At 39.3% G+C, this 13,917-nt stretch carries 10 protein-coding genes; 5 read left to right on the top strand and 5 right to left on the bottom strand.

Annotation, left to right across the window (positions count from 1 at the left end):
• Positions 1-7: 7 nt before the first annotated feature.
• The 3 genes from gtfA (at position 8) to GJE18_RS11210 (ending at position 4,007) form a co-directional block, all read left to right on the top strand.
• The gene (gene gtfA, locus GJE18_RS11220; RefSeq protein ID WP_060551998.1) at positions 8-1,516 is read left to right on the top strand and encodes an accessory Sec system glycosyltransferase GtfA; all 1,509 of its coding nucleotides are present in this window, start codon (positions 8-10) and stop codon (positions 1,514-1,516) included.
• Positions 1,509-2,849: an accessory Sec system glycosylation chaperone GtfB gene (gtfB, locus tag GJE18_RS11215; RefSeq protein ID WP_165886157.1), complete on the top strand. Its 1,341-nt coding sequence runs from the start codon at positions 1,509-1,511 to the stop codon at positions 2,847-2,849. The genes gtfA and gtfB overlap by 8 nt, the downstream gene beginning before the upstream one ends.
• A 267-nt stretch (positions 2,850-3,116) precedes the next feature.
• Positions 3,117-4,007, top strand: a complete 891-nt coding sequence (locus GJE18_RS11210) for a PhzF family phenazine biosynthesis protein (RefSeq protein ID WP_107368403.1) — start codon at positions 3,117-3,119, stop codon at positions 4,005-4,007.
• Positions 4,008-4,065: 58 nt separating this feature from the next.
• Here GJE18_RS11210 and GJE18_RS11205 read toward each other — a convergent pair whose 3' ends face one another.
• The 5 genes from GJE18_RS11205 to fadX all read right to left on the bottom strand — a co-directional run bounded on the left by GJE18_RS11205 (position 4,066) and on the right by fadX (position 11,985).
• Positions 4,066-5,250, bottom strand: a complete 1,185-nt coding sequence (locus GJE18_RS11205) for a thiolase family protein (RefSeq protein ID WP_107368402.1) — start codon at positions 5,248-5,250, stop codon at positions 4,066-4,068.
• A 22-nt stretch (positions 5,251-5,272) separates the two neighbouring features.
• Positions 5,273-7,534 carry a 3-hydroxyacyl-CoA dehydrogenase/crotonase FadB gene (fadB, locus tag GJE18_RS11200; protein ID WP_060551994.1) on the bottom strand — a complete coding sequence of 754 codons (2,262 nt, stop codon included), beginning with the start codon at positions 7,532-7,534 and terminating at the stop codon, positions 5,273-5,275.
• 27 nt (positions 7,535-7,561) lie between these two features.
• The gene (gene fadE, locus GJE18_RS11195) at positions 7,562-8,770 is read right to left on the bottom strand and encodes an acyl-CoA dehydrogenase FadE (protein WP_060551993.1); all 1,209 of its coding nucleotides are present in this window, start codon (positions 8,768-8,770) and stop codon (positions 7,562-7,564) included.
• A 59-nt stretch (positions 8,771-8,829) separates the two neighbouring features.
• Positions 8,830-10,335 (bottom strand): long-chain-fatty-acid--CoA ligase FadD, encoded by a 1,506-nt coding sequence (gene fadD, locus GJE18_RS11190; protein WP_060551992.1) that lies wholly within the window; start codon positions 10,333-10,335, stop codon positions 8,830-8,832.
• 75 nt (positions 10,336-10,410) lie between these two features.
• Positions 10,411-11,985 carry a fatty acid degradation protein FadX gene (gene fadX / locus GJE18_RS11185; RefSeq protein WP_107368401.1) on the bottom strand — a complete coding sequence of 525 codons (1,575 nt, stop codon included), beginning with the start codon at positions 11,983-11,985 and terminating at the stop codon, positions 10,411-10,413.
• A gap of 202 nt (positions 11,986-12,187) precedes the next feature.
• Between fadX and GJE18_RS11180 the strand changes: the two genes are divergently transcribed.
• Both GJE18_RS11180 and GJE18_RS11175 read left to right on the top strand, forming a co-directional pair.
• The gene (locus tag GJE18_RS11180) at positions 12,188-13,237 is read left to right on the top strand and encodes an ABC transporter permease (RefSeq protein WP_107368400.1); all 1,050 of its coding nucleotides are present in this window, start codon (positions 12,188-12,190) and stop codon (positions 13,235-13,237) included.
• 11 nt (positions 13,238-13,248) lie between these two features.
• Positions 13,249-13,914 (top strand): ABC transporter ATP-binding protein, encoded by a 666-nt coding sequence (locus GJE18_RS11175; RefSeq protein WP_107368399.1) that lies wholly within the window; start codon positions 13,249-13,251, stop codon positions 13,912-13,914.
• Positions 13,915-13,917: the final 3 nt, after the last annotated feature.

Raw genomic sequence — 13,917 nt, 5'->3', positions numbered from 1 at the left:
ACGTATCGTGACATTATACAATATCAATTTTGGTATCGGTTGGGCAAGTAGTGGTGTGGAATATGCACAAATGTACCGTGCCAAATTATTGAGGGGCTTGAATTATCCTCAAAAATACGTATTTTTAGATTTTATAAATGCAGAAAATATTCAAACATTAACGGAAAATATTGGTTTTAAAGATGATGAAGTGATTTGGATTTATCAATATTTTACGGATATCCCTATCGCGCCCTCAAGTTATACCTTAGAGCAACTTAAAGCAGAAGTCTATGAACCGATTGTACGCGAAGAAACAGAAGGGAAAATTCATCGTTTATTTCTCAATGATAATCAAACGTTTATCACGTGTTATTTAAAGAATCCCGATGAAGACATCGTCGACCGCGCGGAATTTGTCATTGACGGTAAATTGGTACGTAAAGATTTTTACAGTTATGTCCGCATCTTCTCTGAATATTATGCACCACATGAGAATGCTGCGAAAATCTATATGCGCCAATTTTACAATGAAGATGGGTCAATAGCATATAACGAATATATTGATGGTCAAACGAATGTCTATCGTTTTAAAAATAAGGTACTGTACAGTCGCCAAGCGTTTATTGCCTACTTTATGGAGTGTCTGAATTTAACTTCTAAAGATATTGTTCTTTTAGATCGTGCAAGTGAAGTGGGTCAAGCGCTCGTGCAACATAAGGGACAAAGTAAAATGGGAGTCGTTGTCCATGCGGAACATTTTAGTCAACATGCGACGGACGATCATCATGTATTATGGAATAATTATTATGAGTATCAATTTATGCAAGCAAATGAAATTGATTTTTATATTACCGCTACACAGTTACAAAACGATATTTTAACAGCGCAATTTGAAAAATATCATCAACAATCGCCAAAAGTGTATACCATTCCAGTGGGAAGTATTCATGAACTTAAAAAGCCTAAAAGAAAACGTCAACCGTATTCGATGATAAGTGCATCACGTTTAGCGAATGAAAAACATATTGATTGGCTCGTACGTGCAGCAATTATAGCCAAAAAAGAGGTGCCAGCACTACAATTTGATATTTACGGTGAAGGTGGGGCAAAAGGACAACTTGCGACATTAATTCGTGAGAACCACGCAGAAGATTATATACATTTAAAAGGGCACGTCCATTTAGAGGATGTTTACCAACGTTATAAATTATTTGTCTCCGCATCGACGAGCGAAGGCTTTGGTCTAACATTGTTAGAAGCTGTAGGGTCTGGTTTAGGAATGATTGGATTTGATGTGAATTATGGCAATCCAACGTTTATTCGTGATGGTAAAAATGGTTATTTATTACCAGTAAATGCGAAAGAAGAATCCTCAGAAACTATCGTAAAACGTTATGCAGCGTCTATTGTTAAATTCTTTAATGACGGCCCTAAAGCAGCACATAAAGTATCTTATAATGTTGCGCGTCCATTCCTTACTTCAGAGATTCAGCTTAAATGGAAACAATGTTTAGAAGAGGTGGCTCATGATTAATTTATTTGAACGTTTTGACCTTAACGCGCGCACATTATATGATACATTACGCCTTTCTGATCACTACGCGACAACGATTGTTATGGAAGATGATGGGTTTTTGCCTGAACATATTGTGACGCCTTACCAATTTTTCTCAAACTATCGAGTTCCGAAAGATGCAAAACCTCGTTATTTCAATGAAGTGGACGTACCGCGCTTTTGGGAAATTGAAGGGAATAATGATATCGCATGGGTTAAAGATATGGGTGTTAAACGTGCCAAAATTAATTACCGTCCTAATTTGAAACCACGTATTGTCAGTCATGTAGATTGGTATGATGGTGAAGGGCGTTTACAGTTTGTAGACCATTATACGCAGCATGGTGTGCATTTCGCACAATCTGTCCATGACACAACTGGTAAATTGATTATGCGTAAATATATGGATCAACAAGGACGAGAAGTGATCTATGAAAATTTTGTCGTCCAATCAATCATTTTACATTGGGAAGGGCAATCTTATCACTTCAACAATAAAGTGAAGTTTATGTTGTTTTTCATCCGTGCATTAAATATCGATTTATCACAATTTGTCATTAATTCTTTAGGTACCCCATTTGCGGTACTCTATGAATTAGATACACCGGGTCATGATATTTTATTTTGGCAAGAACAATGCCAAGGACATGTCCCAGGAAATATGACGCTCATGTTGCGCGGGGACCTTATGCGTCAATTTGACGTTGTCGTCCCTGATGCACATGAATATGAGATATTAACCCAACACATGTCTGTCTCAGAACGTCAACATGTTCATCAAGCAGGGTATATTTATGATTATGAAAAGACCAATGGTTATTCAATGAATATCTTAGTAATGACCAATTCTGATCAAATCCACAATTTGGGAGCAATTGTAGAAGCATGTCCGTTTGCTACATTCCATATTGGTGCGGTTACAGAAATGTCGACAAATTTAACTGCATTTGATACCTATTCAAACGTAAAACTTTTTCCAGCGATTGAACGTGAAACGGTGAAACAGTTATATCAAAAGTGCGATATCTACTTAGATATTAATGAAGGTGGCGAAATTATTAATGCGGTGCGCATGGCGTTTGATTATGACATGTTGATTTTCGCATACAATGACATCGCGCATAATTTTAGTGTTACAGCACCTGAAAATCGCTTTACGAAAACGGATGGGGGAATAAGCCTTCAAACTGCATTAAAAGATGTTCAACAGAAAAAACGCTTCTTTAAAGTACGTCATACTTATCAAAAAAAACATGTGCATGAGATAGACGTAAAAGCATTTAAAACGTTAATGTCTCAATTCAGTCGTTAAAGTGTGTGTTATCGCTAAGTATTAATCCTCAAAATGTGTTGATATTTCACATTTTGAGGGTTTTTATGATTGGAAGTAGATAAATAAGTGATGTTGTATGACGGACAGGTTACAAAACGTAGTGTTTTTGTAATCCGTTATTAAATGATTGTTATAAAGTGTCGGACTTCAGAATGAAATGTTGTAATAAAGTGTGTAACGATCGAAACGTAGTCAAAAACGTGTTACATTAAAGCATACTTAATTCTATTGAAGAGGAATGGCACTATGAAAACAGTTAAAGTATACCAATACGATGCGTTTACAACCGAACCCTCTAAGGGGAATCCTGCTGGTGTTGTACTTAACGGTGATATGTTGACAACAGATGAAATGCAAGCCATCGCCTATGAAGCGGGGTATAACGAAACTGCATTTTTAATGACCTCATCACACGCCGATTTTCAAATTCGCTTTTTCACACCCCAAAAAGAGGTGGATGTGTGTGGTCATGCAACGATCGCTACTGTTATTGCCTCTAAATCAAAGCAACTTATTCCAAACGGACAAACAGACATACAAGTGGAAACGAAAGCAGGACGATTGAAAATTACTTTAGAGCATAAAGCGGGGCGTTGGTCTGTAACGATGGTACAAAGTCCGCCGCAATTTAAAGCGTTTGAAGGATCTATCCCACAACTATCACAAGTGCTCGGTATCCATGAGCGAGAAATTGACGAACATTTACCCATCTTGTATGGCAACACAGGTGTATGGACATTGTTAGTACCTGTGAAGTCATTAGAAGTTTGTCGAAAAATGAAACCACACAATCAAAAATTTGCTGAAATATTAACCGAAGAGCCAGGTGCCTCTGTCCATCCATTTTGTCTTGAAACATATCATGACACGTGTGCTATGCATGGTAGACACTTTTCGGCTTCTGATGCCGGCACTGTTGAGGATGCTGTAACCGGTACTGCGTCAGGTGTCATGGGGGCGTACTATGCACGCTTTATTGATCCCAATCATCCAACCTATAGACTCAGTATCGAACAAGGTCAAGAAATGGGAAAAGATGGTCACGTAGACGTACATGTTTATCGTAAAGCGAATCAATTCAATGTTGAAATGACGGGACAAGCAGTTGAATCTCGTCAATTTACAGTCGTGTTATAAACAAAACATACCCTCGGACGTAGGAAGTACCTACGCGCGAGGGTATTTGTGTGACAGTTTAACCTACATATTCGAAGATGGCCGCTGCACCCATGCCGACGCCAATACACATTGTCACCATGCCGTAACGGGCATTCTGACGTTTTTTCATTTCTGATAGCAGACGTCCTGTTAACATAGCGCCTGTTGCCCCTAAAGGGTGACCGAGTGCGATAGCCCCGCCATTTACATTCGTTTTAGACGCATCTAAACCGACTTCGTTCATAGATGCGATGGTTTGTGCGGCGAAGGCTTCGTTGAGTTCAATTAAATCAATATCTTCAATCGTTAAATTGGCACGTTTTAACACTTCAGGTATCGCATACGCAGGTCCAATCCCCATCAATTTAGGGTCGACACCTACAGCTTCATATGCGACAAATTTTGCGATTGGCGTCACGCCGAGCGCTTTGACTTTTTCACCTGACATCACAACGACAAACCCTGTACCATCAGATAAAGGTGCGGAAGTCGCAGCTGTTACGGTACCATCCGCTTTAAATACTGTTGGTAATGTTGCCAATGTATCGATATTTGTATCGGGACGAATAAATTCATCTTGATTAAATGGTGTTGTTTCTACTTTAGGGCCTGCTTCCGTATACGTTACCGTTTTAACAGGGATTGAGACGATTTCATCTTCAAATTTACCAGCGTCTTGAGCTTTTGCAGCACGTTGATGACTTTCGACAGCGTAAGCATCTTGTGCTTCGCGAGAGACGTTATATTTTAAAGCAACATTCTCTGCAGTAAGCCCCATTGGGTAAGAAACGCCGACATCTTCTTGTTGTAATGTTGGATTGTTTGTCGGTTCATTTCCTCCCATAGGGACAGCGCTCATTAGTTCAACGCCACCAGCGACGATAATATCTCCCTGATTGGCAAGAATTTGATTTGCGGCTAATGCAATCGTTTGAAGACCTGAAGAACAATAACGATTTACAGTTTGACCGGGTACATGGTCAGGTAGTCCAGCACGTAGCGCAATCGTACGCGCAATATTTTGCCCTTGAAGTCCTTCTGGAAAGGCATTCCCAACGATGACATCATCAATCATTTCAGGTTTGAATGCACCATCTACGCGATCCAAAACACCTTTAAGGACCGCTGCGGCAACATCATCGGGTCTTTCATGGAATAAGGCACCGTTTTTAGCTTTTGCAGCTGCTGAACGCCCATAAGCGACAATATAAGCTTCTCTCATATCAATTTCATCCTTTCGTGTGTTAGTTACGTAATGGTTTACCAGTTTTCAACATATGACAAATACGCGCATACGTCTTTTCAGTTTTTAACAATGTGAGGAAGTGATGTTTTTCAAGTTTTTGCAAATAACGTTGATTCACATACGTATTTCTTGGTAAATCTCCACCTGCAAGCACGGTTGCGATACGTAAGGCAATATCATAATCGTGCTCGCTGATGAAATGACCTTCTTTTTGTGCGTCTAATTGCCCCTCTGCAAGTGCGATAAAATCAGAACCTAGCGCAAGATATTGATGTTTTGGTGCAGGGATATAGTTGGTATCTGCTTCGTATTGCGCGCGTCGCAATGCGATTTCTACGCGTTTTGCTGTATTGAATATAATGGTATCTGTATCTCGTAAAAAGCCATAGCGTCTTGCTTCAAACGCATTCGTTGATACTTTCGCAAAACCGATAGTCATCAGTACATTCGTCATACTGTGATGGTGGTCATTTTTCATGTGAGAAGTGTGTAAAATACGATTTGCCATTTCGGCAAGACCGCCAGCACTTGGTAATAGACCAACACCAGCTTCAACTAAGCCAATATACGTCTCGCTTGCTGCAACGACGAATGGGGAATAAAGCACAAGTTCACAACCGCCACCCAGTGCACGTCCATGAACCGCAGTGACAATCGGTTTCGTACTATATTTTAGGCGATTGAAACTACGATGGAGCTTTTCAACGGCACCACTTACCATATCATCAACAGCACCATCTTCATGAGCTTGTTTCATTTGATAAAGATTTGCGCCCACACTAAAGTTGGTACCTTCTGCATAAATCACCATACTGCTATAGGCTTTTGTTTCAAGTAAATCAATAGCCTCAACCAAATCATCTGTAAAAAGGTCTGTAATAACATTATTTTTACTTTGAAGTTTGAGCAACAATTGGTTGCGATTGGCTACTGCCAATTTAGAATCATCTCGGTCCCAAACGACATCTGTAATCCACTCAGAGACAGGTGTGACGCGCTCGATGGATTCACCTGCTTCATAAAAGCTATGATGAACAGATTGAAGCCATTCTGGTAAATCACCTAATTCATCTTCCATGCGCTGTTTAACACGCTCAAAGCCCATTAAGTCCCATAATTGGAATGGACCGAGCTTCCAGTTGAATCCCCAAACCAGTGCGCGATCGACATCTTTAAAATCTTTCGCAGCATAAGGTACATTACGCGCAGCATAGTAAAAAGTGTTACGTAACGTTTCCCATAAAAATAGGCCTGCTTCATCATTAGCGTTAAAGATGATGTCTAAGTTATGAGCCAAATCTTTGTTAAATTGTGCTAATAAAGGAATTTGAGGCTTTTCAACAGGTACATAATCTTGGGAGTCTGGATCGAAAACGAGACGTGATTTTGTGGCTTTATCTTTTTTGTAAAAACCTTGTTTCGTTTTTCTACCGAGTGCACCTTTATTAAATAATGTTGAAACTAACGCCACATCCTTGAAAAATGGTTGCTCTTCAGGAACCTGTTGTAGCCCTTTAATGACAGAAACGGCAATGTCCAGTCCAACTAAGTCGGTTAAGGCATATGTCCCTGTTTTAGGGCGACCAATTGCCTGACCAGTTAAGGCATCTACATCAGTGATTGAAAAGCCCTGTTGTTCAGCACGATACATAATGTCATTCATTGATTGTGTTCCGATGCGATTTGCGACAAAGCCAGGGACGTCATTCGCGATGACAACACCTTTGCCTAAGACATCTTGCGCAAATGTTTGAACTTTTTCGATATAAGTAGCGTCAGTAAGACGGTTAGGAATCACTTCGACCAATTTCATAATACGTGGGGGATTGAAGAAGTGAAGTCCCAAAAAGCGTGCTTTATCCGTTTCTTCAAACACCTGAGTAATGGCTTCAATGGGTATACCAGAAGTATTTGTCGCAAATAATGCTTCTTTAGGTGCTACGCGTGCAACGTTTTGCCAAACAGTATGTTTCACATCTAAATCTTCTTTAACGGCTTCTATATATAAGTCGGCATCTGAATCTGCCAAGTCATCATTAAAATTTCCATATGTTAAATTTGATGCGTATTGTAAATCAAATAAAAGCGGACGTTTTTTATCAGTAATCATGTCATAAGCTTTTTTTGAAATTTTATTTGGATCTTGTTCATCAATGACAATGTCGAGTAATTGTACTTTTAAGCCAGCATTGACGAAGAGGGCAGCGAGTTGTGCGCCCATTGTGCCAGCACCTAGGACGGTAATCTTATTGATTGTCATAATCATTCCTCCTTAACAATTGCGATATTAAATAAATGCTGATGTACCTGTTAATGCGCGACCTATTACAAGTGCGTTGATTTCATGTGTGCCTTCATACGTATAAACGGCTTCAGCATCGGAAAAGAAACGGGCGATATCATAATCACCTGCAAGTATGCCATTACCACCACAAACCCCGCGTCCCATTGCGACAGATTCGCGTAAACGTAAGGCATTCATCATTTTAGCCGTAGATGTGGCAACCTCATCATATTCACCATTAGCTTGTTTACGTGCGAGTGCTGCACACATCGCCATGGCGTGCGCTAAATTTCCTTGAATCATAGAGAGTTTCTCTTGAACGAGTTGATATTGACTAATCGACTTACCAAATTGCTTACGTTGTTTAACATAGTCTAACGTTGCGCGTAACGTTCCAGCTAATGCCCCTGTAGCCATGTATGCCACACCGGCACGTGTCGAATATAAAATTTTGGCAATATCTTTAAATGACGTAATATTTTGCAAGCGATCAGCTTCTTTTACTTGAACTTGATTTAATTTAATATGCGCGTTCGGGACGATACGTAAGGCGATTTTATCTTGAAGGACATCAATCTCAACGCCTTCTTGATCAGGGGTAACGACAAAACAATGTGGTTTCCCAGTCTCTTTGTTCACCGCAAATACTGGGATGACATCTGAAACATGTGCACCACCAATCCATTTTTTCTCACCATTGAGTATCCATACGTCTCCTTTTTGTTCTGCTGTTGTAGCAAGACCACCAGCGACATCTGAACCGTGGTCAGGTTCTGTTAACGCAAAACAAGTACGTAGTTCATGTGATTGAAGTTTTGGCACATATTTGGCAACTTGTTCTTTTGAACCGCCGAATAAAAAGGTATTGTGTCCTAAACCTTGATGGACACCGAGTAAAGTGGCTAAAGAGACGTCAAAACGTGCCAATGTGTAGGCCATAAAAAACTGGAATAATTGACTCGGAGTTTGTGCCCCGTCACGATCTTTATATAATAGGGGATTTGTAAAATAATTAAGGTTACCAATGTCTTGAAAAAAGTCTTCAGGTACAGTTGCCTCTACCCAATGGCGATTAATATCTTTGCGGTATTTGTCTTCTAATAACGCATTAAGTTGTTGTAGAAGTTCGAGTTCACCATCTGTTAAATCTTTCGCAATGCTTAAAATATCTTCAGGATACAGTGCTTTTAATCGTTCTTCTCGATTTGTCATAATAATTGCCTCCCTTTGTTGTAAACGCTTACATTTGACTTTAAAATTTTTTGATTTTGTTACTCAAGCGCTTGCGCTTTTTGGTTCATCATGTCGCGGATTGCGCGTTTATCCGGTTTTTGTGTAGAGTTAAGTGGCATATAAGTGACAGGCTGATACATGCGAGGTACTTTATAGCCCGCAAGTTTTTTACGCATAAATGTATCAAGCTTACGCTCATAATCTGGGTCATTCTCCCTTAAGATGACTGCAGCCGCAATAGATTCACCATATTTCGGATGATCATACCCAACCACTACACAGCGATCCACGAGCGGATGTTCAGCGAGTGCGGTTTCGACTTCAGAAGGTAAGACGTTTTCACCACCTGTAATGATGAGTTCTTTTTTACGATCGATGATAAAAATATCGCCGTCTTCATCTTTCTTTGCTAAATCACCTGTTAATAGGTAAGGACCATGAAAAATTTTGGCGGTTTCTTCAGGTTTTTTCCAATAACCAGGTGTCACATTTTTAGCTTTAATCGCAAGTTCTCCGATTTCTCCGACACCGACTTCATTTTTGTCATCATCAAGGATGATACTTTCAACAAACATGACAGATTTTCCGATACTCATTGGTTTTTTTAGTGCATTTTCAGGCGTATTCACCATAACGAGTGGCGCTTCAGTTAAACCGTATCCATTAATGATATTGACACCATATTGTTTAAAGGCTGCTTGGATACTTGGTAAAGGTTGTGACCCACCTTGAATGACATATTTCATTTTTCTAAAGTTTTCAGGATTAAAGTTAGGTTGCTTAATGGTTGCATAATACATCGTTGGAATCATAATGATAAAACTCGGTTCATATTGTGCAATTAAGTCATTCAATGCTTCGCCATTAAAGTAGCGTTGTAAAACGAGTGTGCCACCAGCCATTAATGTTGGTAATACCGTATCGTTAAATCCTAAAACGTGAAACATTGGTGTAGAAATAATGGTTGTATAGTCGGAGTTAAATTTATAAGTTAATTCTATATTGGTACCATTATTTACAAATGAGTCATACGAAAACATTACGCCTTTAGGTTCACCCGTCGTGCCACTTGTATATATTAAAGCGGCCAAATCATTTGCCTCTACTTTAGTCGCTTTAAATGGTTGATGGTGTTCTGGGTTTACGATTGTTGCGTATTCAGGACTATCGATGTCCATATGCAAAAGTTTTTCATCAACATCGGTTAATGAACTTAAATGTTTTTCCGCATAAAATAATATTTTGAGTTCGGAATCTTTAACAACTGCTGCAATTTCTTTAGGATTGAGTCGCCAATTAATAGGTAAAAATACTGCGCCCATTTTAAAACAAGCAAATAATAAATCTAAAAGTGCAACATCATTGGGTGCAAATACACCGACGACATCACCTTTTTGAATTCCTTTGTCAGTGAGATAATGTGCCATATGATCTGCGCGGATATTGAGTTGCTGGTACGTCCACTGTGTCCCCTTTAATGGATCGATGACAGCTGGCTTCTCAATATCAAAATCAGAGCGCGTTTTAATCCAATCGAAATTCATCACGTATAACCCCCTTTAGTTGATGATTGGGAAGGGATGAGGGCTTACCACAATCATCGTAATAGAAATAACTTTCTACGTCGTGTGTGATTGGTTACAAAGTGTTTGAGACAAGTTCCCCCATACCTCTTGATAAATACTTGTATCAATAGTAATTAATGGCTCCGCGATCTTTGGGGTAAAATCCATATGTTGTAAAATATCTCGCTGTAAATCTAGTCCTGGTGCAATTTCAGTTAAAGTTAATCCTTCGTCTCGCAATTCAAATACTGCGCGATCTGTTACAAAATGAACTTCTTGACCTAGTGTTTTTGCGTACTCAGCGTTAAAATCAATATGATCGACGTTAGATACAAATTTGTGCATCGGTGACGTGTCATGTGCATGGAGCTGACCATTTTCGATTTTTAGTTGACCACCGGCAACAAAAGCGCCACAAAATATCAAACGCTTCACAGATTGACTAATATCAATGAAGCCACCGCATCCATTCATCCGGTTCCCAAAAAAGGACACATTCACGTTACCTTGCGCATCCACTTCCGCAAAACTCATATAGGCAACGGACACGCCGCCGTTATAGATAAAATCCCATGTTTCATCATGCCGCATACGTGCCTCGGTATTGTAATTCATACCAAAATGATTGCGACTGCCAATAAATCCACCAAAAATACCAGTATCCATAATAGGCAAAATGGCATCTTCCACATCTTCCTCATGCAGGAGGTTAGTGAGCTCATTGTTAATGCCATAACCAATACTGACCGTATCCCCATGACGAAGCAGTTGTGCAGCACGACGTAAAATCAGTTTACGCGTCGAAAACGGTAAAGTGGGCTCTGGATAAGTGCGTACACGACGTTCTCCAGAGAGTTCTGGTTGATAATACGTTTGAATTAATTGTTGGTGATTGCGTGAATTTTCAGAAATATAAACGTAGTCAACGAGTGTTCCTGGAATAAATACATCGTTTGGGTTCTGTTGACAAATATCAACGATTGCTTTCACTTGTACAATGACCTTGCCACCATGTGCTTTCGCATTTAAAGCGACACCGTAACTTTCACCAAGATGTGCTTCGTGTGTCATGTAAATATTGCCTTTAGCATCCGCATAGGTGCCTCTCAAAATCGCCACATCAACGGATGGGAAATTGTAATGTAGATACGTCTCATCAAAAAGCGTGACGCGTGAAACGATATCTTTAGTGGTACGCGCGTTCGCTTTACCCCCTTGATAGAGTGGATCAACACCTGTGTGTAATCCAATTTTTGTAAACACACCTGGTGTTATCGAATTGGATTGTCGGTAATGCGTCGCAATGACGCCTTGTGGTAAAAAGTAAGCCTCGATTGCATTTGATTTAATGGCGTTGACCGTCTTTTTGGAAGCAGTCATGATGCTCATCATGACGCATTTGATCATGCCACGTTCAACAAAATCATCAAGTTCCACCGTTAAACCACCACTGCTAATATCATTCGCTAATATGAAAGTAAGGTCTTTAGGTGACTGTGTATCATCATATTGATTTAAAAGAAGTTGTAACACTTCGGCAGGTAGGTTTGACACTGTTAATGCAGCTAGTCCAATGACATCGCCATCTTGTACTATAGTTTTTACTTCGGATTCATCAATATGCTTCATGGCATCACTCCTTTTAATCAGTTTCACTGCATTTCATGTAAACCCTTACATGAAATATAACATATGTCACAAAATTGTAAAAATATCACGCATTTATAAATTGGGTAATTTTAAAATATAACATCAATAAAGAATATGTATCGTGTGCAGCTTATAGCGCTTAATGGTATGCTTGTGAAGACACACGTGGAGGGGGAAAGGTATGTTTTTAGCTTGGAATGAAATCAAACGTAATAAACTCAAATTCAGTCTTATTGTGGGTGTACTGATTATGGTGAGTTATTTGTTGTTTTTATTGTCAGGTCTTGCGAACGGTTTAATGAATATGAACCGAGAAGGCATTGATAAATGGCATGCGGATGCCATCATTATGAACGACAATGCGAATCAAACGATTCAACAGTCAAAATTTAAAACATCAGACGTACCCAATGATTTTAAAGAGAAAGCAACGTTAAAACAAACCGCTATCATCGCATCGAATGGGCGAACGGAAGAAAATGCTTTGCTGTTTGGTGTGGCGCCACAATCATTTTTAATACCACGCATCATTGATGGTAAGTCGTTTCAAAAAGAGAATGAGGTGGTAATTGATGCGTCATTGAAAGAAAAAAGATTCAAAGTAGGCGATACCATTGATTTAGCACAATCCGATGAAACGTTAAAGGTGGTAGGTATTAGCGAAAGTGCTAAATTTAACGCTTCACCCGTATTGTTTGCGAATGATGCGACTATAGCCAAAATTAATCCAATGTTAACCAAAGAGGTCACGAATGCCATCGTGGTGAAAGATCCAAATTGGCAACAAGTCAAATTAGACTCGAAGTTAGAAGTTATAAAAATAAATTCATTTATAGAAAATTTACCAGGCTATCAAGCTCAAAATATGACTTTAAACTTTATGATTGTCTTTTTATTCGCAATTTCAGCAACTGTAGTAGGCATCTTCCTATATGTCATGACTTTGCAAAAAACGCATCTATTTGGTGTTTTAAAAGCACAAGGGTTTACGAATAGTTATCTCGCTAAAATGGTCATTGCTCAAACCTTTATTTTAGCAAGTATAGGTGCACTGATCGGATTAGGTTTAACGATGCTTACTGGGGTATTTCTACCAACAGCAGTACCAGTGAAATTCGACGCCATCACGCTTGCCATTTTTGCGATAGTACTCATTGTCGTCTCATTGTTAGGCAGTGTTTTCTCGGTATTAAGCATTCGAAAAATTGATCCACTTAAGGCAATCGCATAGGAGGTGTACATATGTTGGTATTTAAAAACGTAACAAAATCATTTAAAGATGGCAGTCAAATGATAGAAGCGGTCAAATCGACGACGCTTCAATTTCAAAAAGGGGAATTGATTGCGATTGTAGGCCCCTCAGGTTCTGGTAAAAGTACCTTTTTAACGATGGCAGGTGCGCTTCAAACGCCCACACATGGTGAAATTTTTATTAACAATAAAAATATTACAAATATGAACCAAAAACAGTTATCCAAAGTACGTATGAATGAAGTGGGATTTGTGCTACAATCCACGAATTTAGTCCCATTTCTTACAGTCAAACAACAATTTCAATTACTTAAAAAATCCAAAAAAGATGTGATGCATTTAGAGGCGTATCAGGCACTTATGCATCAACTGGGATTAACGGAACTTGAAAATAAATTACCAAATGAAATTTCAGGAGGGCAAAAACAACGGGTCGCTATCGCAAAAGCGTTGTACACGAATCCTGCCATTATATTAGCTGATGAACCAACGGCTGCACTTGATACTGAAAATGCGTTAGAAGTCATTCAAATCTTACAAAAGCTCACGACAGAACGTGACAAAATATGTATCATTGTGACACATGATGAACGACTGACAGACTATTGTGACCGTGTTTTTCATATGGAGGACGGTATTTTATCAGAACAAAGATGAGGT

The sequence above is a fragment of the Staphylococcus agnetis genome (assembly GCF_011466855.1).
In the GTDB taxonomy this organism is placed as follows: Bacteria; Bacillota; Bacilli; order Staphylococcales; family Staphylococcaceae; genus Staphylococcus; species Staphylococcus agnetis.
This window is presented reverse-complemented; position numbering and strand designations above follow the sequence as displayed.